The sequence below is a fragment of the Pseudomonas sp. A-RE-19 genome, assembly GCF_019956555.1.
In the GTDB taxonomy this organism is placed as follows: Bacteria; Pseudomonadota; Gammaproteobacteria; order Pseudomonadales; family Pseudomonadaceae; genus Aquipseudomonas.
Map to the genome: position 1 here is coordinate 126484 of NZ_JAHBDQ010000004.1, position 17957 is coordinate 144440.

Consider the following 17957-nt stretch of genomic DNA (forward strand, 5'->3'; position numbering starts at 1 on the left):
GTAATCAATAAGGCCTGACGGCCAACACCTGTATAAGTAGCCAGTATTATTCCACAGCGTTTCAGGATCGCCTACCCCTGATTTGAGATTTCTCCAGCGGCATGCCGCAGCAGCCCCTCTAGCGCGGCCTTCACCGTTTGTCGGCGGACCTCGTCACGGTTACCGGGGAAGTACTGCACTTCGCTGAACACCTGCTCGCCAACGCCCCAAGCCAGCCACACCGTGCCCACGGGCTTGCCCGGCGAACCGCCGTCCGGCCCCGCGACACCGCTGACCGCCACGGCAAAACGTGCCCGGCTTTTTTCCTGCGCGCCACGGACCATGGCCTCGACCACCTCGCGACTGACCGCCCCAACGGTTGAAAACAACTCCGACGGGACATTCAATTGCTGGGTTTTCTGGCGGTTGGAGTAGGTGACATAACCAGCCTCGAACCACGCCGAACTCCCCGGAATACGAGTGATCGCCTCGGCAATCCCGCCACCTGTGCAGGATTCGGCCGTGGTGACGTGGGCATTGAGAACCTGCAAGCGCCTGCCCAGTTCAGCAGCCAGTTGGGTGATATCTTTCACGGTTCTCTCCTGATCGAGCGGAATGAGACCTACCGTACACGAGCCGATCACGCTTGCAAGGTTCAGGATCGATCAAAATGTTAGCGCGCAAGGGCTCTGACATAGGCCTGACACGCCTGCAGAGCAATCAGTCCGCCATCGCCTGCGTCGGTGATGGCGATAATTCGTTGAGCATGCGCCGGGTCAAGTCGGGCTCGCGGGGCGCCATGATCCATGCCGCCGGTGCCGGAGGCGGCTGACACTGCACAGGTTGAGGCAGCATCACGGGCGTCGAGGAGGACTGACAGGCGCACATCAGCAGTGGCAAGACGATCGCGCAGGCGACCTTGATCACGTTCGGCATCGCTAAGCGCTCGATAATGGGTTTGTTCACTGGCCGACAGCCGTTGTTCCAGGGCCAGACGTTTGTTCTGCTCGGCCTGTTGCTGCGTGGCGGACGCCTGAGTCAGTTGATTAAGGGCCTCAGCGTGCAGCCCGGCCTGCTCCGCCAGTTGCCGGCCGTAGCGCCAATCCTGAAACTGCCAGGCCAGCGCCGCTGAACAACCGGCCAACACCAGCAGACCGATCAGTCGCCAGCCGATCAGACCGAAGGCTGGCATAGCACCGCCCTCGCCCGCGCCCAGATTTCCAGACGATCCTGCAAGCCGTTCAACCCGCCGTTGATACGACGGGTGATGCTGTTGAACTGGTCGCGGTCGGCCAATTCATTCAAGCCGTTCTGCTCCCAGAACCATGCCGCTGACTCGGCCGCCCATTGGGGCTGCTCCAACAGTTCAGGCAGAGACAGCAGACGTTCATCGCCAAACAGCCCGAGGCTGCACTGGCGGTAGTTGTTGCGGCCGGTGATCTGGATCAGGCCACGGCCACGGTATTTTTGACCGTCGCCGTCGGGTTCTGGAGTGTTGCCCAAACGGGCGGCCAGGATGCCGGTGTCGTATTTGCTCAGGTATTGGTTGTTGCCCAGTTCACGTACGTACTGCAACTGCCCCGATTCGTGACCGACTTGCGCGAGGAAGGCGGCGATGCGTTTGGGGGTGTTGATGTTGCGGTGTGACATGGCGGTGTTCAGGGTGGAAATGAAAACGCCCGCTTGGGAGCGGGCGTTGGGCATGATGCTTAGAACTTGCTCGTCCGTGACAGACATTGAAACTATTCACTCTATCGCGTTAAAGGGGTTAATTGTTTTTCCGCAGGGTGCCTTCAAGCCAGACAGGTTCGACGGGACGATATTCGACTTCAGGAAAATTCGGCGCCAACGGCCAATCCCTCAGTTTCTGCCTGTAAGCAAGCAACTCCTTGAACTGTACGGCGGTCAATGTTGTGCCTTCACCCATTTCCAGCTCTTCACTATCGCGAACGACGAGCCACTGAGTCATTTCCAGCGTCTTGCTTCGCCAAGCCCGTTCAATGTCCGAACGGGATTGCACCGCCAGTAAAATCCGCTCCGGGCGCCCATCACTGTTCAAGGAGAGAACTGTACCTTCGGGGGCATCGATCACCAGCGAGCCATACTCTTCATCGCTAAGTTCGAATGCATCCGAAGGTATATCTGATCCATGTAACCCTGAATGATAAAAACCTGAAGTACCAGGTGAAAAATAATACATGTTCAATACCCTATTCCGATAACCCTGGCGGCAATTGAATTGGTAGGCCAATCCGGGCAACGCACATTAATTCCGACAAGCCGGCTCACTGACAGATTATTAGTCCATATCAAAGAAGTCCCGGAGGCCGTACCTTCATGGGTTGCAACTGCCACAAACAGTGCATTGGGAAACGCCAACGGCCATAAATTAAGATCGCCATAACCACCATTAGCGGCCTGACTTGCTGTACCGGTGATCCATTGAATGATGAGGTTCCCCATCCACGAGGGAAAAACGATATACCCAGAGGCGCCAAGCCTCACCAAAAATCCAAGCCTCAGTTTTTTGGGTGTCACAATGGACGCGTCACTCACCCCAGCATTGACCTCGGCCTGCGAGGCTATTTTTGCAGTCCCTACAACTGATTCCGTCGCCTGAACCACTCTCTTTGCAATGGCCTGAAAAACACGCAGCGGGGTCATCAATTTAGCGATATTAGTACCTGCCTCAGCGTCCTCTTGACCCGCCAGGCTTTCACTCTGCTTTTTTGTGATCAGATTGGTAATCGCCGTTTTCAACTGAGCATTATCATTCTCATCAGCAATCCCCCCGGCACTCTCAATAACCCCGAGGATCTCCTGTGTAACACCGTTCCCCCAACTTGCCGGAATCAACGACCCCGGTACTCCGGTCAGCGGATTTTCATCCACGAACTTCCCATTTACCAAACCAGCACTAGGCACACTTATCGGATAATCCATGCCAATCTCTCCTATATGTCAAAACATTCTCTGGCAAAAACATCTGCTAACCAGCCAGGAACCTCCGGTCGGGCAACCATGGCTGGAAAGCTTTCGGCGACAGGCCAGTCGCGCAACGCTTGTTGGTACTCAAGCAACTCCAGGTACTGTTTCACCGTGAGCGTTGTCACGCGTCCAAGCTCCTGCTCATCACGATGGCGCGTCGTCAGCCATTGACTGGCCGCCAGAATGGATTGGCGCCAGACAAGTTCCTGCCCCAATGACTCTTCGCTCTTCGTATTCGACGTGTAGAACTCAGGCCTTTTCCTCCGAGACAGGCACAACAGGCCAGGTGATCTCCTTGGGGAAACCGGCCTGTTGTTCGATACGATTCAACTCCACGCTATAGAGCTTCCACTCCAGCAATTGCAGTTGCTCTTCATGGCTGGCATCGCCGATATCCTCAGCGTATTGGAGGGGCGCAATACGCAGGACGGCGTCACGAAGAAGAGCATCGCGCTGGACCAAAACGACTTTTTTGAGATCCTCCAACCGGGCTGCTTCATCGATTTTCCAGGTGTTATCGATCCACATGTGAAAACCGCCCGGCCACGGCTGTGTGGTGAAACCTTCCGGCAACTCTCCCAACGTCGTCCATGTTTCCCTAAGGCCCGTGTCGGTGCGATAAACATCACCACGAAAGTCGGCTTGCTGTTGTAAAGCACCCTTGACATAAGCCCAGGCAAATCCGTCGGGCGGTGGAGAAAGTTCGAGACTCAATGCCACAGCGTTGCTCGGCAGTTGTACGCCGACACCCGGCACGACCGGAAACTCGACAGGCCCGAACAGCGCACCACTGTCGTCTATCAGGTAATTGAACATGTGCACCTCAGATCAGTTTGATACGGCCGGGATAAGCGATGTTTCGCGGGCGGGTTTCTCCCGAAAAATTACCGATGTTGCCGATGTAGGTTTCAGAGTCGAACGCCGGATTGGGGTACGTCGTCGCGATCGTTCCATTGGTTGGGTAAAAATTGACGTCGCTTGAAACACTCCAGACGCCATCCGGAATTGCGGGGGCCGGACGGAAGGAAGACCCCGTGCCGGTTGGCAAATAGTGGTTGTGGCTTTGTAGGGAATGCCCCTGAAGGCTGCCAGCTGCGCGCCCGACATCCAGACCTCGGGACTCATCAAGTACACGCAGAAACTCGCCACGCACTTCCGGAATGCGAAAGTTCAACGCGCCATCGCCACTGGTCCATCCGCCCTCCCTGCCCGCGCGACCGGCTTCAGTGGTCAGCGCCCCGGAGGACTGGGCGAAGTCCCACAACCAGGGCCATTCACTGCGCAACAACAGACTGCCATTCAGCGCGCCATAACCACCCGGACTAATCAGTACGGTGGTGTCTAATACCTGCCGCCCGAGAGGGGTAGCATCATGCCGCCCGACCGGCCACCAGTTACCGTCACCGGTACTGCGCAAATGCCACCAGTCACCGCTCCCCATCAATACCAGAAAGGGATAGCCGGACGGCGAAAGTTGGGTATGGAATCGAATGCGATCCGTGCCGGCGGCCCGGACGACAAGGCGATTGCCGCTGTTATCCACACGACGAAGAATGACGTCACGCACACCAAGTCCTGCATTGGCCGCAGGCAGAGTGACGGTCATTACGCCGGGGCTGCCGTCGATCAGCACAAGGCCGAGTTCTTGCTCACTCAGCGCCTTGGACGCAGAGAGCCGAGTCACTAGAGAACGCATCGGGCTGGATGTGCCGACAATCACCTGGATGGCCTTGAGCAACTGGCTGGTGTCCGCTTCAGAGGCAACCAATCCGCCACCTTCGATCACGCTCACAATTTCTTGGGTCACGCTGTTGCCCCAGACCGCCGGAATCAATGATCCAGGCGTCCCGGCGACGGGGTTTTCATCGACAAACCGGCCATCGACCAGCCCGACGCTGGGTACACTCTTTGGATAATCCATATTTTTATCCTCCTCTTGGAATAACAAATGACCGAACCCCACGCTGGTGCAGGTGTCCCGGGATGTAGTGAGCAAAAAAAACCCACTCGGTGAGTGGGTATATGGCTTGCAGGCAGTCGAACTGAATCTGTCTCAATACAAGAGCGGAGAAGATCGAAACACGCTCAATTAGACTTCCTGCACCATGAGTAAATTACCAATAGCCATAACCGCCTCATCACTGGCGTCCCTGGCCAAGTCCATCTTGCCCTTGGCGATATGTGCCTTGATTTTCTCTTTGGCCTTCAACCGGAGGGTGCGAAGCGTCAGTAAACTCTCATTGAATTGAGCGGCTTTTTCGAGAATCTCGTCGGCGGCTTGTTTGGCTGTTCGGCCTTTGACGACCCACGCAGATATAGCCAGTGGCACGGCCTTTTTTGGATAACCCTCATCCTTGAATGCCTGCGCATCCGTCGCAGCTTTTGCATACTCCAGGGTGAGAAGTGGATCGCCGGCAATGACTTGGCGAGCGCTGTCTGCCGCCGCGTCCACACGGGCACAAAGTTGCTCAGCATCCAGACTCTCCGATTCCGCCGCATCTGCAAGGCTCAGCACCCACTGAGTACCATCCCAGTAATGGGATGGTGAGGGTTGCGGCGTTTCGACTTTTGTCAGCTCACCATTAAATACAAGGTGCGGTAACTCTTTCTGAACCCATTGCTCAGCAGTGATCGGTAGAGCGCCATTAGCGACCGTGGGGGCAGCGTAAGCAAACAGATCGGTGTCTTGCCATTCAATGATCAAGCCGGTTGCTTGGCAATAAAGCACTTGTTTTGTCATGTTTTCACCATTCGATGATCATGAGGCCAGGTGCTCCCTGACCTCCGGGCTGCCCGATGCCGACACCAGGAATGTAATAACCGCCGGCACCACTGCCCCCGGCACCGAAGCCATAGGCCGACTTCCCGGGATACCCTGAGCCTGTGCCAGAACGGGCAGAATTGCCTCCTGCGCCAAAAGGTCCGCTTGCCCCCTGCCCCCCGTAACCCGCCGCCGCATTAGGCGTTGTATCTGTTGCATCCCCTCCCGCTGGAAAGCCTTGACCACCCGTAGGCCCCGGAACAAATCCCGCCATGTTGACACCTGAAGGACCTGGGCTACCGCCAGATAGCACGAGCAGCGCACCTGAAGTACCGACCAACGTGTTGCCACCAGCCGTTGCAGTCACATTACCGCTTCCCCCGATACCTGCCGCCCCGATGACTATCGGAATCACCTGTCCTGGTATCACCGTCACCATCAGTTTGATCACCGGTTGACCTGCCCCGCCACCGCTGCCGCCTGAAGCTGTCGCACTGGTGCCCCCGGGGCAAGCACCGCCGCCGCCACCGCCAGCACAACCGCTGAGCCAAATCTTCGTTACACCGGCAGGTACGGTGAAGCTGCCATTTGCGGTGAAACGCTGGATCCCAAGGCCGGCAGTCGAACGACTGATGCTGCGAATGGCACTCAAGAGTTGCGTCAGATTTGATTCGCTGGGCGTCAAACCGGCAGCAGTAATCACCTCAAGAATTTCACTCGTCACCCCATTCCCCCAATCCGCCGGAATCAACGATCCCGGCGTCCCGGTCAGCGGGTTCTCATCCACAAACTTCCCATTCACCAACCCGGCACTGGGCACACTCTTCGGATAATCCATCCCTCTACTCCCTAGTCATAATTGATGTGCACCCTGGTATGCGCCGGTGCGCTGCGGTGGATCAGGCATTCCAGTGCCGAGCCTGGATTCACGCCGAAACGCTCGCCCCAGTAACTCGCCCCAAAACGCCGGCCCAGCAGCAATCGCCCACCGGTATTGAGCGTCCACATGAACTGCGCTTCCCAAGTGCCCCAGTGCGCCGCACCGAAGCTCGAACGCCCCATGCGCGGGGCTTCCAGCTCGGTGATAGTGGCGTTCGGGTAGCCCTGGCTTTTGGCGATGTCGAGGTAGTAGCCGACGGCCTGACTGCCGACCGCAAGCAGGCGGCGGCGCACAGCGAGGCGGCGGTCATCGAACAGTGGCGTGGCGCCCAGGCACGGGTCGGGCAGGTTCATCACCCGTTCCCAGTCGGGCACCAGTTCGCTGATGCCGGTCGGGTCCATCTCGTTGAGCAAGTCTGCGGCGCGGGCGTCGAGGCGGGCCAATTCCTGAGCGACGCCTTCGAGAACTTCTTCGAGCTCAGGGACTCGTTCGGGATCCCAGGCCGGGCCGCTGGGCAACAGGCTGCGCAGTTGGGCGTGGTATTGCGCGGCGGTTCTTATGCCCCCCATACGCAACCTCCGAACGTCAGCAGTTCGCTTTTGTTGGCGGGGACATCGGCGACGGGCGACGTGAGTGTGTGGTCGTATTCACCACTGGCGCTGCTGATGGCTTCGCGGATGTGACTCACCAGCAAGGACATCCCCAGGTCGGCTTCGCGGTTATGCAGGTCACGCAATTGCGCTTCGATTGCCGCGCGTACGGCGGTGGTGTCGGGATTCACGGTCAGGTGATAGACGACGGGCACCTGAACCGGCCGCTGCACATGCACCTCGGCAGTGACCGGGCGCAGAGGCTCGATGTAGGCCTGGACTTCGGCCAGTTGTTCGTCGTTCGGCACCGGTTGCAGGTCGTCGTCACGCATGATGAACAGGCTGACCGTGCCAGGCCCCAACAAACCGCCACGGCACCAGGCGCGAGTCACGCCCGAGCATTCGAGGGCCCAGGTTTCATAGTCTTGCGCCGAACCGCCGTGAGGGATGATGCGGTAGGAGCGGATCACTCGCGAACGCAGCGACTCCAGGCTTTCCCGCGCCACACCACCGCTGAGCCCTGGCGCCAGCACGGTGAAGCTATTGCCGACGATACCGGCGATCGGCTGCACCGGAATCAGCGCCAGCCCGGCCTCGGCATTACCCAGGCTGCCGGCCTCGAGCGCAGCGATGGTGGTGCTGTTGAGGCCATTGCTGGTGGTGCGCGCGGCGGTGACTTTGTAAATGCGACCGTCGCTCGATTGCAGCAGGGTATCAATGTCCAGCACCGCGCCAGCGCTGGCAGTAAAGCTGACGCTGCCGCTGGCCGCTTGTGCGGGTTTGCGCGGCTGGTTCAGACGCAGTGCGGCGATCCGTTCCAGGGTCGATTCATCGGCCTTGTCCGGGAGGATCTGCTCGGCGATCCAGTCCAGGTAGCCATACAGACCATAGGCGGCGCCACCGAGGGTGCGGGCCAGCACTTGCGCATCGGACTGGCGCAGCGAGTCGCTGGCCAGGTCGCTTTGGGTGCGCTTGATCAGCACCGGCAGCGAAGGGGTTTCAAACGGCATAGATCACCTGCCAACTGTTATCAGGGTTGATGTCCAGGCGCTCGCCGTCGGCCAGGGTCAGGACCGTGCGCAGGTTCAGGCGCTGGGCGTCGAGGCGTTCGCTGATGATGTCGATGGCGCTGCAATGGCCGTCGTCGATCAGCCATTGCAGGGCTTCGCGGGCATAGAACTCGGCGTCCATCTGGGTTTGTCGGGTCAGCTTGACCCGGCGCAGCAGCCACAACCGCGAACCGATACGGTCATCGGCCACCGTAGGAAAGGTGTCGCCCCACCAGCCGAAACGTTCTTCGTCGTCGAGGGCATCGTCATCGGCGGCGCGGCGCCAGGTGAACAGGCTGATCAGCACTGAACGGGTCAGTGCGGCGTGGAGGTTTTGGCTGATCAACATCACTGCCCTCCCGCCGGTACGCCGGTCTGGCCGTTGCCCGCTTGAACGCCGACATGCACGTGTTTGATCTGGCTGATGCCGCCGGCAATCTGGTCGCCCTGGGAGACGATCTTGCCGGTCTGGGTCAGGGTCGGTGTGTCGATGTTCACCGCGCTGCTGGCGCGAATGTTCAGGGTGGCGGTTTCGATGTCGATGATCCGCCCGCGCTTGAAGTGAATTTTGTCGCCTTCATCGGTGTAGATCGCCACTTCGCCAGCGGCCAGGGACTGGAGGCGATAGCGACGGTCGGCGACCACAAGCACGATGGCGTGGGAGCGATCACCGCCCAGAAAGGTGGCGATACCTTCGGCGCCGGCCAGCGGATTGCTGGTGAAACCGTAGGGTTCGAAGTGCTCCATGTCGTCGTTCACTTCACCGGCGGTGAGGCGCATTTGCAGCGATTGAAGCTTGGTGGCCGAGTTGGCGAGCACGACAGTGCCGCGCGCCAGGAGGCGTGTCAGTAGGCTCATTGGATTTCCTTCAGAGAATTGGCCCGGACACGATCCACTGCGGGAGCGAGCCTGCTCGCGATGGCGGCGGGTCATTCAGCTCGATGTTGGATATGAAGCTGCCATCGCGAGCAGGCTCGCTCCCACAGGTTCAGGTGTCGGGCTCAGGCCTTTTTGGGGGGCTCTGGATTGGCGTCGAAGGTATGCGGCGGTGCGACGTGCAGGGTGGTGAGCGAACCTTGCGCCGACAGCGAGTAGGTCACCTTCGAGATCAGCATGTCGTCATCAAACCCCAGCACCGGATCCTTGACCCTGACCTGCGTGTTGTGACGCCACAGATCGCCGTTCGATTGCCGCCAGCCCTGCACCTGATACGTGGTGGCTTTGGCCTTGCCCACGCGGGTGGCGCTTTCCCAGTTGGCCCGTTGCAAGGCGAGATCGGGATTGATCTGCATGCCTTCGTTGATCACCGTGACCCGCCGACGTTTGTAGCTCAGGTCGGCGGACACTGATTCAACCTCGCTGACCGCTGCCCCGCTCTTCTTGTCCGTGCCCTTGTGCTGGCCGATCACCCGGTATTCGGAGAACACCTGGCTGTAATCCATCGGCGCGTTGGCCGACAGAATATTTTTGCCCAACTCCAGCGCATCGCTGGCCCGGCCACCACTGCCAGGCCGGGCCAGCACCAGCCGACCCTGGGCATCATCGGTAGAAAACACCCGGAACAATGTCAGCAAACGGTCGATGGATTGAAACACCGTTTCCCCCGGCACGATGGTGTGACTGCTGAGCCGGGCGGTCTCGGGAATTTCGCTGACCACAAAGACCTTGTAGGTGATCGCCAGCGCTTCGACGATGCTCAACAGCGATTGCTCATGCCATTGGTTCGGGCGGTTGGTCGCGGCGCAATCCACCAGATCCTGGGTGCAGGAACTGCCTTCGATGTTCAGGCTGATCTGCCGCCCGTCATAACTGATCGGCGCCTTGAACACATACCCGGTCAGCACCAGATCCTGGCCGATGCGCACTTCACAGGCGTCACCGGGCTGGATCCGTTTGTCCACGGTCTGCCCCGGCCATTGCCAGGTGATGTTGAGTTTGAAGGTGCGGAACTGGCGCTCCAGATCCGCGGTGATTTCCACGCTTTTCCAGCCACCGTATTCCAGGCCGCCGACGGTCAGGGTGACCCGGTTATCCATGTCGTTCATGGTTCACTCCCCGGAGACTTTCACATCGTTCGGCGGCAGGAACCCCGGATGGGCAACACCGTTGCGTTGAGTCACTTCCGTGACCCGCGTGGCATCGGCAAATTGCCGATAGGCGACGACGACGGCAGGCAGGCTCTCCTGAAAGGATTTACTGACCAGCCGCACACCGGACGATGCCACCGCCTTGAGGTGCGCATTCAATTTCTGCTTCAGGTCGTTGATGGCCTGATAGTGCGCGGGGCTGGCCTTGTTCAGTGCCAGTTGGATCGCTTCGTTCAACTCCTTTTGCAACACCTGCAAATCGTCGGTGACCGGCACTTCCTGACGGGTGACCGGCTGCAGAGTCTGATGATCCAGCGACGGCTGCGAGGTCAGTTTCACCGGCGTCGACGCCACAGGCATCGAGGCGACCCATTGCGCCACCTTCACCAGCAGCGTGTCCTGCACCAGATCGGCCATGGCTTGCGCCGCCGCCGTGGTGTCCTTGCCGGTGGTGAGTTTCGGTGCATCGGCTTTGCGGATGGCTTCGATCTGCTGGGAAACGTTGGCAATCACGCCACGATAGCCCTCTTTGGCGAAGTCCTTGAGCGCCTTGATGTCACCGAGCAGTCCCTTGAATTCCGCGACCACTTCCTTGGGCAATTCCTTGACCGCTTTGACCAGGTCGCTGATTTGCCGGTACTGCTCGATCAACGGTTTGAGCTGTTCCTGGATCACTTCATAGACCCCGGCCAGGCTGTTGCGCAGATTGGCGATGCCGATCCGTGCGGCCTTGATCAGGGTCATGGCCTGTTCGAAGCGCGCCACCGCCGAGCCCAGCAGGGTGTCCGCCGATGACAGCAGCACCTTTTGCGTGCTGACCGTGGCCGTCGGAAATTGCAGGGGTTGATCGGGGTAGAATTTCAGGGCGAAGGTCACCAGCCCGCCGTCCTGGCGGGTCTGGGTCATGTCGCATTCACCGACCTTGACCTGCATCCGCCCCAACCACGGGTGGACCAGTTCACCACTGCCCTGCTCCAGCGCCTTGAGCAGTTTGTCGCGCTGCTCCAGGCAATCGGCGCCAACGATGAAGGCCGTCAGATCGTGGATCCTCGCCTGCTGGCCAAGGCCCTCGAAATACGGCTGGTCACGTTGCGGATACTCGTGCAACTGGCCCTTGTGGCCGACCGGGGTTTTCGCCTGATCGACCCAGAAACCGACACCGCGAAAGGATGCCGGCAACAAACGGTCACGCCAGTTCATTGGAACCTCCCAGAGACAGTGAGCGATAGCCGATGCGCGAATTCATCGCCAGCGCCGGTTGATTGGTCTGTGCCTGATCGACACGCAAGCCCTGTGGTGCATTGTCGAAACGCACGGTGAGGCCGCCTTCGAGTTGCGTGCGGTTGTTGGCGGCGGTTTGCTGGATCAGTGTGTTTGAGGTTTGTGTCAGAGAACCGGACTGCATCGGCGACTTGAGCGGCAAACTGCCGGGAGCCGTCAGCGCGTTTGAGGGTGGCTCGGAAGCGGCACCAAAAAACGCTGCCACCGGCGCAAACTCACCTTTGCCTTCGGCATTGGTTTTCTGTTGCACCTGGGTGAAGCCTTCAACCTTCCCGGTAATTTTGGCGATAAAACCACCAAAACTACCGCCCAGCATCTCCTGGATGGGCGCCAGAATGGCCCGAAGCTTTTCCGCTTTTTCACTGAAAAACTGAACCACAGATGCCCATGTTTCGCTCAGTGCGTCCAAGGGCGACCAAGTGAACAGGCCGCTGAGGTAGGAAAAGAACGTCTGCGCCCCAAGCCTGATTGACTCCCAGTAGCCCGAGAAAATGGCAGGCACCTGATCCCAAGCCGCGGCAATGGCGTCCAGCGGCACCCAGTCGAACAGGCTGCGCAGTTTCTCCTTCACCGGCACGATCAGTGCCATGAGCAGGTCCCAGATGGCCGCAAACAAACCGACAACGGCCCCCCAGTTGTTCAGGACCATTCCGTAGGGCGTCCAGGCAAACCACGCTTTAAGGAAATCGAATCCCGCACTCACGACAGCTTTCACTCGATCAAAAATATCCGAGAAAACTCCGCTGATCGGCGCCCAATAACCGACAACCTTTTGCCAGAGCCCAACGAAAAATGTCGAAATCGGCTCCCAGTTGGCAATGATCAAACCGGCCGCCACGGCAATGCCCATGGCAATCAGCATGATCGGATTGGTCTTGAGGACCATGTTCATCAGATCGAACACTTGCGTCGCGCCGGTCACGGCCGTTTGCATCGCCGAAAACGCAATGGCACCTGCCGCCAGGCCTTCGACCAGTTTCGGGTTGTCATCAAGCAGACTGCCAAACCCAAGCAACAAAGGTTGAAGACCTGCCGTTACCGTAGCGACGGCAGGCTGCAAGGCGGTGTTGGCTGCGATCGACACCTGCTCTATCGACCGACTGAACACATTCATGTTTTGCGTCGCGCTCGCTGGCGCCTTCGGCAAATCAACGCTTTCGGCTGACTCGCCGACCTCGGCCAATTTGCCCTGGAACGCAGCAGACGCCTTGATCCCGTCCACGAACGGTGTGATCACGCTGCCACCCTTGAACAGACCGCTGATGTCCAGCTTGCCGAGGCCGGTCTGTTCCAGGTTTTTTTTGAAACTCTCGACTTTTGCCCGAAGGGCGCCGAGCTTGGGTGACAGTTCATCGATGCCCGTGAGCAGCACCGATGTTTTCTCTTTCGTTTGTGTGTCTGCCATCACTGCACCTGCTGCATCGCATTGATCCGTTGCGCGTGCTCCAGCGATTCGCGGAGCACATCCAAAGGCCTGGCCATCATCTGTTCGGGGTCAACCTTCCAGAACCAGGCCAGGTCATAGGCGACTGAAATCAGGTCGGTGATGGCTCCGACGCCGCACTCATGAAAAAACTCGCGACAGCCCAACTCAACGCGTTGAGGTCCGCCAGATCCAACTGATTGACCGACGACGGCGGGATGCCGGCGCACACGGCGATGTATTTGGCCGCGACGTCCATGTCGAGGCTGACTTCTTCGCTCTTGTCGATCTTGTATGGCAGCGCCTTGATCGCCCGCACTTCCTGCACCGTCGGCCGGCGCAGGTTGAGTTCGGTCAAGGGCTCGCCGTGCGCTTCGATCGCAACTTGAAGCTTCACGGCGTTGCTCATTGCCAGGTCCCCTTGATGCCTTCGAATTTCAGTTCGATGGTGGCGTCATCGCCTTTGGATACCGGTTCTTCCACCAGGTAGGCGCCGGCCAGTACGTAGACTTTGCCGTTGCTGAATTCGCAGGTGACGGTCATGTCAGTGCCTGCGATCAGTTGTTTGAGCGGGAAGTCCGCGGTGTGCAGCGCCGTCACTTTGAACGACGGCGCAATGTCGGTTTCCTTGTAGAAGCCCGGCACGACGGTTTCCCGTTTAACGGCCATCAAGGGTGCTTCGCAGCCGCCGTTGATGGTCAGTTGAGCGCCGTCCACTTTGACGTAGCAGGTGCCCGCAATCAGTTGACCCATGGTGTTTCTCCCTTCAAATAAAAAGCCCACACGCGGTGGGCCGAATTCACACAGTCAAAGGCAGCGATCACGCCGCGTCGTCGTACTGCAGACGGAACTGGTTGAGCAGCGCAAACACGCGCAGGCCGTTGATGTAATCCGGCGGGAACAGCACGTTGACCCGGCTCGGGTCCTGAACATCGCGCTCGACGATCAGGTGTTCGGCGAACAGCTCGGCGTTTTCCACGTGGCCTTCCAGTTCGAGCTTGGCGTACTGGGCGATCAGCTCGCCGCGAATGGTGCTCGGGGTAACGATCGGTTGGCCGGCGCCAAAACGGGTGCCGTCGGAGGCCAGTTTGTGGCGACCGTATTTGCTGGTGATCACGCTTTGCAGACGACGCACGATGAACGCCGACTGGTGCATGGTTTCACTGTCCAGGTAGGAGTTATCTGCCTGGCCATAGGCGTTCTTCTGATAGGTGGTGATCGAACGCTGAATGCGCACGTAGCCGCCTTCGTAGTAGGCGGTGGCGATACCGTAGTTGAGCAGCGACTGACGCTCGGTCAGGGTGAAACGCTCGCTCGCCGGTGCCGGGTCAAGACCCGGCAGGCTGCCGCTTTGGGTCGGACGGCTGGCGTCGGCAGAGATAAACACCGAGGTGCGTGCAGCCAGTGCAGCGGCCTGTACCCAGAACGGTTGCGGTACGCCCGGTTCCAGCGCCTGGATAGTCATGTGCTGGTCGTTACGCGCCTGACCGGCCGCCACCAGCGTACCGATGGTGCCGCGCTTGGCGCTGTAGACGTGACCGAACAATTGCTTGGCCCAGGACCAACGACCGGTGCTGTCATCCATGACGGCTTGCCAGGTGTTGAGGGTCGACAGATCCGACCACGGCATGCAGATGAACTCGAACGGTTCATCGCCCAGCGCCGCCACGGCGGCCACTTGATCCGGCACGCCGGCGCCGCCGGTCATGGCAGTGATGGCCGAAGTCAGGCCTGCCGGGGTTTCTTCGCCGTTGCTCTTGCCCAGGCGATTGAATTGCAGGCTGATGTCGTTGCCGCTGTCGCCCGTCCATTTGGCGCTCAGGGTGACCACACCTTCGACCGCCGCAGCGCTGACTGGCAGATCCGCAGCGGCATTGATTTTCAGCGCCAGGGCCGTGGCCGCTTGCGCCGCAGTGGCACCGTTGACGATGGCCGCTTGAACGCGAACGCCACCAACGTACAGGTTGAGCACGCCGCTTTGAGTCGCCGCACCGGTCAGGGTCAGCACACCTTTGGCCATGCTGCCTTCAGTGTTGTGCAGCGGCAGGCACCAGATCTCGCCGATCGGGTCGGTCTTGCGCCAGGTTTCATACATCGAGGCGAGCATCGAGCCTTGGCCGCCAATGCTTTTGGCCAGCGCCACGCTGGACACCAGCACCAGTTTGCCGACATCGGCTGGCGCAATATTGTCGTTGACCTGAGCGACGATCAGGCGGCGCATGGCCGACGACGCGCTATTGGCAGCCGAGTTGTCCATTTCGGCGTAGAACAGCGGAACACGGATGTCCGCGGGGATGTTGCTGAATCCGATCGCCATTATTTGGCTCCCTGTGGTTTCGCCGCTTTCACGGCTTTGGTAGTGATATCGCCATCGGCCAGACGTCGACGCCACCAGGCGTTGTCCGGCACTTCACGGCCCTCGAGGGGCAACAGATCGCCCGCTTCCGGGTCCGGCACGACACGGCCCGGGGCCGGCAGCACGGTGATGCGTTTGCTCATGGGGTTACGTCTCCAGAGAAAGTCAGTTCCAGGCGCCCGTCGGGGCCTGGGCGTTGCAGATTGGGGTCTGCCGGATCGATCGCATCGACTCGCACGGTGACCCCGGTAAAGGACGACAAACCGTCCAGTTCACGCTCGTGCCAGCTCTCCGCCGGTTGCCCCGGCAGATTGCGACCGAGCTGGAATTCGGCAAAAAAGCGCAGGCGATACAACACGCGGCTGCTGTTGATGGAAACCAGTTCGCCGCCGTCATATTCGATGGCGTCGTAACTACCACCAGGCTTGAACCCCACCAGCGCCCGCCACAGCTCGGCGCGCAGGTCATGCAACAGATCCAGCGCTTTTGTAGCGTCCGTGGTGTCGAGCACCAGGGTCACTTCGAAGCGGTCGCGGATGGGTTGCAGCGTCAGGTTTTGTGCAACGCTCTTGCTGGCCAGATCGGCAATCGGCACCACATAGGCGCAAGGTGTTTGCAACGGGGTGTTGGCTTGCAGCGTGGCGAGGTCGATGCCGGCAGCCACACGATTGGCCAGGGTTGGGCATTGCTCACGCAGTTGCGTGATCAGGGCTGTGATCTTCATGGTTCTTCACCGGGCAATAAAAAACCCGCCGCGGCGGGTTTGAGTGAACGGTACTGGCCGTGGGAAACCCGCGTCCTTGCGGGTCAGTGCGGTATGCACTGTGGATGACGCTCCTTAAGATCTAGGGCTCAATGATCCTGAGACGTATCGCGCGGTGGCACTTCGCAAACGCCGATCCGCTTGGCGGCCCAGCGTTCGTACAATCCGATCGCCACGTCCGCACCGGCCATCGCCGTGAGGCAACCAAAGGCACCGGCGGCCCAGATCGACACACCGGCGGCGTATAGCAGCATGATGGCCGACACTCCGCAGATCATGCAGGCGCCGGAGCGCAGGGCCAGACGCCGTAGCAGCGACCAGCCACGGGCGCCCTCCTTGTCGGCGCGCCACATTTCGCCGGACACTCCGCCCGCCACGGCGAGGAGAATGACCAGCCAGATCGGCATGTCCAGCAACGCTTGTTGCTCGTTTGTCATGTCACGCCTCCTGGGGGTGATTGATGAGTGATGTGTGTTGGGTTCAAACGATGTCTCTTGAGGTAGGCATTCCAAAAAGCCCGGCATTTGGCCGCCGGGCTTTTCAGTAATGCGGTCCTTCGCCTTCCTTTAATCCTGTGTACAAAAAAGGAAGTTGATCTTTCGGCGCTACTGGCGCGGTACGGATCCATTCAAATTGTTTTTCCGACCGCGGTCCCTGCCCGCCGGATAACTGCTTGTGGTGCTTTACGCTGCACACCCGGGTCAGTTGCCAACCCTCTGAACCGTTGAGGCCGGTTCATCGCTGCCTTTGTGGTGGAACTAAAGAGCTTCATCTCGAGCCGCTTTGTTGAGCTGCTTGAGACGAAGAATATGCATGGATGCATATACAGTCAATGCATAAATGCATTTATTTATGCACAACAAATGCACGAGCGCATGAAAGCCCCGCAGACAAAGGCATTGGCCGTTTTTGGCAGGCGAAAAAAAACCCGCCGGGCAGCGGGTTTTATCTGACAGCGGTGAGGTTAACGGGCGTACATGCCCCACCAGAAGACGTGACCGAGGATGACGATCTGTTCTTCCTGAATTTCCTGGAAGCTGTAGTCCTCGTCTGGATGCTCATCGCGATTGAAGCTGCGCAGGCGAATCCCTGTCGGCAGGCGATAAAGCTGTTTCACCCGCAACTGGCCGTTGTGGTTGATGGCGTACAGGTCGCCGTCGACGATGTCGCCAATCCCGCATTTGCCGGCATTCACCCCGACCGTGGCGCCATCGCGCAGCACCGGCAACATGCTGTTGCCGCGCACGGTGACGCATTTGGCCTGGTCGAACTGCACACCGTTGTGACGCAAGCTGCGTTTGCCGAAGCGCAGGCTAGAGCGCTCGCTTTCTTCGATGACGAATCTTCCTGATCCAGCAGCCAATTCAACCTCGCGAAGAAAGGGGACCGACACCTCGTCATCATCGACTGGCGTATCGTCGTCCCACAGGCTTATGTCCTTGAGTTCCGAATGCAATTGATCGCGCCCGGCATTTGTCGCGGGCACAACATCCGCGCGCCCGCGCAACTGATCGGTGCTCACGCAGAAGTATTCGGCAATCTTCGAAATATGTTTATCCGAAGGATCGACAATCTTCCCGCTGAGAATCCGCGAGAGAGTGGATTGAGGCACGCCGGTGCGACGGTGAAGCTCCGTGGGGGAGATCCCGTGCTGGTCGAGCAGTGCTCTTAAGACGGTAGAAACGTTGCGTTTTTGCATAACGCGCATAGTGCTTGATCTTTTTTCGGAAGACAAATGCTGATTTGCATAGATCGTGCATAGCCAGCAGAAATGTACCGCGGGGCTTTCATGCCTGCGTA

24 protein-coding genes are annotated in these 17957 nt (G+C 59.3%); all 24 read right to left on the reverse strand.

The window, feature by feature from the left end:
- Positions 1 to 71: 71 nt before the first annotated feature.
- Entirely contained in the window at positions 72 to 572 is a 501-nt protein-coding gene (locus KGB14_RS03510; protein WP_223484116.1) for a CinA family protein, read from the reverse strand.
- A gap of 80 nt (positions 573 to 652) precedes the next feature.
- Positions 653 to 1171: a lysis system i-spanin subunit Rz gene (locus tag KGB14_RS03515; RefSeq protein WP_223484117.1), complete on the reverse strand. Its 519-nt coding sequence runs from the start codon at positions 1169 to 1171 to the stop codon at positions 653 to 655.
- The gene (locus tag KGB14_RS03520) at positions 1153 to 1716 is read right to left on the reverse strand and encodes a glycoside hydrolase family 19 protein (RefSeq protein WP_223484118.1); all 564 of its coding nucleotides are present in this window, start codon (positions 1714 to 1716) and stop codon (positions 1153 to 1155) included. The genes KGB14_RS03515 and KGB14_RS03520 overlap by 19 nt, the downstream gene beginning before the upstream one ends.
- Positions 1717 to 1747: 31 nt before the next feature.
- Positions 1748 to 2179 (reverse strand): phage tail assembly chaperone, encoded by a 432-nt coding sequence (locus tag KGB14_RS03525; RefSeq protein ID WP_223484119.1) that lies wholly within the window; start codon positions 2177 to 2179, stop codon positions 1748 to 1750.
- Between the two features lie 2 nt (positions 2180 to 2181).
- The gene (locus KGB14_RS03530) at positions 2182 to 2922 is read right to left on the reverse strand and encodes a hypothetical protein (protein ID WP_223484120.1); all 741 of its coding nucleotides are present in this window, start codon (positions 2920 to 2922) and stop codon (positions 2182 to 2184) included.
- An 11-nt stretch (positions 2923 to 2933) separates the two neighbouring features.
- Positions 2934 to 3182 (reverse strand): phage tail assembly chaperone, encoded by a 249-nt coding sequence (locus KGB14_RS03535; RefSeq protein WP_317851009.1) that lies wholly within the window; start codon positions 3180 to 3182, stop codon positions 2934 to 2936.
- A 34-nt stretch (positions 3183 to 3216) separates the two neighbouring features.
- Complete coding sequence (locus KGB14_RS03540; RefSeq protein ID WP_223484121.1) at positions 3217 to 3783, reverse strand: tail fiber assembly protein; 567 nt, start codon at positions 3781 to 3783, stop codon at positions 3217 to 3219.
- 7 nt (positions 3784 to 3790) lie between these two features.
- Positions 3791 to 4888, reverse strand: coding sequence for a phage tail protein (locus KGB14_RS03545; RefSeq protein ID WP_223484122.1), 1098 nt, complete (start codon positions 4886 to 4888; stop codon positions 3791 to 3793).
- 168 nt (positions 4889 to 5056) lie between these two features.
- On the reverse strand, positions 5057 to 5707 hold the full coding sequence (locus KGB14_RS03550; protein WP_223484123.1) for a hypothetical protein: 651 nt from the start codon (positions 5705 to 5707) through the stop codon (positions 5057 to 5059).
- A gap of 4 nt (positions 5708 to 5711) precedes the next feature.
- Positions 5712 to 6566, reverse strand: coding sequence for a hypothetical protein (locus tag KGB14_RS03555; RefSeq protein WP_223484124.1), 855 nt, complete (start codon positions 6564 to 6566; stop codon positions 5712 to 5714).
- 11 nt (positions 6567 to 6577) lie between these two features.
- Entirely contained in the window at positions 6578 to 7177 is a 600-nt protein-coding gene (locus KGB14_RS03560) for a YmfQ family protein (protein ID WP_223484125.1), read from the reverse strand.
- A complete protein-coding gene (locus KGB14_RS03565; RefSeq protein ID WP_223484126.1) occupies positions 7165 to 8208 on the reverse strand; it encodes a baseplate J/gp47 family protein in 1044 nt (347 codons plus the stop codon). Before KGB14_RS03565 ends, KGB14_RS03560 begins: the two co-directional genes overlap by 13 nt.
- Complete coding sequence (locus KGB14_RS03570) at positions 8198 to 8596, reverse strand: phage GP46 family protein (RefSeq protein ID WP_123719829.1); 399 nt, start codon at positions 8594 to 8596, stop codon at positions 8198 to 8200. Before KGB14_RS03570 ends, KGB14_RS03565 begins: the two co-directional genes overlap by 11 nt.
- Positions 8596 to 9105 (reverse strand): phage baseplate assembly protein V, encoded by a 510-nt coding sequence (locus KGB14_RS03575; RefSeq protein ID WP_038979176.1) that lies wholly within the window; start codon positions 9103 to 9105, stop codon positions 8596 to 8598. Before KGB14_RS03575 ends, KGB14_RS03570 begins: the two co-directional genes overlap by 1 nt.
- Before the next feature lie 143 nt (positions 9106 to 9248).
- Entirely contained in the window at positions 9249 to 10292 is a 1044-nt protein-coding gene (locus tag KGB14_RS03580) for a phage baseplate assembly protein (protein WP_223484127.1), read from the reverse strand.
- A 3-nt stretch (positions 10293 to 10295) separates the two neighbouring features.
- Positions 10296 to 11534, reverse strand: a complete 1239-nt coding sequence (locus KGB14_RS03585) for a DNA circularization protein (RefSeq protein WP_223484128.1) — start codon at positions 11532 to 11534, stop codon at positions 10296 to 10298.
- The gene (locus KGB14_RS03590) at positions 11521 to 13020 is read right to left on the reverse strand and encodes a phage tail protein (RefSeq protein WP_223484129.1); all 1500 of its coding nucleotides are present in this window, start codon (positions 13018 to 13020) and stop codon (positions 11521 to 11523) included. Before KGB14_RS03590 ends, KGB14_RS03585 begins: the two co-directional genes overlap by 14 nt.
- 130 nt (positions 13021 to 13150) lie before the next feature.
- Positions 13151 to 13447, reverse strand: a complete 297-nt coding sequence (locus tag KGB14_RS03595; RefSeq protein WP_123719832.1) for a phage tail assembly protein — start codon at positions 13445 to 13447, stop codon at positions 13151 to 13153.
- A complete protein-coding gene (locus KGB14_RS03600) occupies positions 13444 to 13791 on the reverse strand; it encodes a phage tail tube protein (protein WP_007907215.1) in 348 nt (115 codons plus the stop codon). The genes KGB14_RS03595 and KGB14_RS03600 overlap by 4 nt, the downstream gene beginning before the upstream one ends.
- A gap of 67 nt (positions 13792 to 13858) precedes the next feature.
- A complete protein-coding gene (locus KGB14_RS03605; RefSeq protein ID WP_223484130.1) occupies positions 13859 to 15355 on the reverse strand; it encodes a phage tail sheath subtilisin-like domain-containing protein in 1497 nt (498 codons plus the stop codon).
- Complete coding sequence (locus KGB14_RS03610) at positions 15355 to 15537, reverse strand: DUF2635 domain-containing protein (protein ID WP_007907211.1); 183 nt, start codon at positions 15535 to 15537, stop codon at positions 15355 to 15357. The genes KGB14_RS03605 and KGB14_RS03610 overlap by 1 nt, the downstream gene beginning before the upstream one ends.
- Entirely contained in the window at positions 15534 to 16118 is a 585-nt protein-coding gene (locus tag KGB14_RS03615) for a hypothetical protein (RefSeq protein ID WP_223484131.1), read from the reverse strand. The genes KGB14_RS03610 and KGB14_RS03615 overlap by 4 nt, the downstream gene beginning before the upstream one ends.
- Positions 16119 to 16246: 128 nt before the next feature.
- Entirely contained in the window at positions 16247 to 16594 is a 348-nt protein-coding gene (locus KGB14_RS03620) for a phage holin family protein (protein ID WP_223484132.1), read from the reverse strand.
- 527 nt (positions 16595 to 17121) lie between these two features.
- Complete coding sequence (locus KGB14_RS03625; protein ID WP_223484165.1) at positions 17122 to 17856, reverse strand: helix-turn-helix transcriptional regulator; 735 nt, start codon at positions 17854 to 17856, stop codon at positions 17122 to 17124.
- Positions 17857 to 17957: the final 101 nt, after the last annotated feature.

What these genes read in the sequence shown, in the direction of transcription:
- KGB14_RS03515 (WP_223484117.1), bottom strand. Translation starts at nt 1,171, where the DNA reads ATGCCAGCCTTCGGTCTGATCGGCTGGCGACTGATCGGTCTGCTGGTG.
- KGB14_RS03520 (WP_223484118.1), bottom strand. Translation starts at nt 1,716, where the DNA reads ATGTCTGTCACGGACGAGCAAGTTCTAAGCATCATGCCCAACGCCCGC.
- KGB14_RS03525 (WP_223484119.1), bottom strand. Translation starts at nt 2,179, where the DNA reads ATGTATTATTTTTCACCTGGTACTTCAGGTTTTTATCATTCAGGGTTA.
- KGB14_RS03530 (WP_223484120.1), bottom strand. Translation starts at nt 2,922, where the DNA reads ATGGATTATCCGATAAGTGTGCCTAGTGCTGGTTTGGTAAATGGGAAG.
- KGB14_RS03540 (WP_223484121.1), bottom strand. Translation starts at nt 3,783, where the DNA reads ATGTTCAATTACCTGATAGACGACAGTGGTGCGCTGTTCGGGCCTGTC.
- KGB14_RS03545 (WP_223484122.1), bottom strand. Translation starts at nt 4,888, where the DNA reads ATGGATTATCCAAAGAGTGTACCCAGCGTCGGGCTGGTCGATGGCCGG.
- KGB14_RS03550 (WP_223484123.1), bottom strand. Translation starts at nt 5,707, where the DNA reads ATGACAAAACAAGTGCTTTATTGCCAAGCAACCGGCTTGATCATTGAA.
- KGB14_RS03555 (WP_223484124.1), bottom strand. Translation starts at nt 6,566, where the DNA reads ATGGATTATCCGAAGAGTGTGCCCAGTGCCGGGTTGGTGAATGGGAAG.
- KGB14_RS03560 (WP_223484125.1), bottom strand. Translation starts at nt 7,177, where the DNA reads ATGGGGGGCATAAGAACCGCCGCGCAATACCACGCCCAACTGCGCAGC.
- KGB14_RS03565 (WP_223484126.1), bottom strand. Translation starts at nt 8,208, where the DNA reads ATGCCGTTTGAAACCCCTTCGCTGCCGGTGCTGATCAAGCGCACCCAA.
- KGB14_RS03570 (WP_123719829.1), bottom strand. Translation starts at nt 8,596, where the DNA reads ATGTTGATCAGCCAAAACCTCCACGCCGCACTGACCCGTTCAGTGCTG.
- KGB14_RS03575 (WP_038979176.1), bottom strand. Translation starts at nt 9,105, where the DNA reads ATGAGCCTACTGACACGCCTCCTGGCGCGCGGCACTGTCGTGCTCGCC.
- KGB14_RS03580 (WP_223484127.1), bottom strand. Translation starts at nt 10,292, where the DNA reads ATGAACGACATGGATAACCGGGTCACCCTGACCGTCGGCGGCCTGGAA.
- KGB14_RS03585 (WP_223484128.1), bottom strand. Translation starts at nt 11,534, where the DNA reads ATGAACTGGCGTGACCGTTTGTTGCCGGCATCCTTTCGCGGTGTCGGT.
- KGB14_RS03590 (WP_223484129.1), bottom strand. Translation starts at nt 13,020, where the DNA reads ATGGCAGACACACAAACGAAAGAGAAAACATCGGTGCTGCTCACGGGC.
- KGB14_RS03595 (WP_123719832.1), bottom strand. Translation starts at nt 13,447, where the DNA reads ATGAGCAACGCCGTGAAGCTTCAAGTTGCGATCGAAGCGCACGGCGAG.
- KGB14_RS03600 (WP_007907215.1), bottom strand. Translation starts at nt 13,791, where the DNA reads ATGGGTCAACTGATTGCGGGCACCTGCTACGTCAAAGTGGACGGCGCT.
- KGB14_RS03605 (WP_223484130.1), bottom strand. Translation starts at nt 15,355, where the DNA reads ATGGCGATCGGATTCAGCAACATCCCCGCGGACATCCGTGTTCCGCTG.
- KGB14_RS03610 (WP_007907211.1), bottom strand. Translation starts at nt 15,537, where the DNA reads ATGAGCAAACGCATCACCGTGCTGCCGGCCCCGGGCCGTGTCGTGCCG.
- KGB14_RS03615 (WP_223484131.1), bottom strand. Translation starts at nt 16,118, where the DNA reads ATGAAGATCACAGCCCTGATCACGCAACTGCGTGAGCAATGCCCAACC.
- KGB14_RS03620 (WP_223484132.1), bottom strand. Translation starts at nt 16,594, where the DNA reads ATGACAAACGAGCAACAAGCGTTGCTGGACATGCCGATCTGGCTGGTC.
- KGB14_RS03625 (WP_223484165.1), bottom strand. Translation starts at nt 17,856, where the DNA reads ATGCAAAAACGCAACGTTTCTACCGTCTTAAGAGCACTGCTCGACCAG.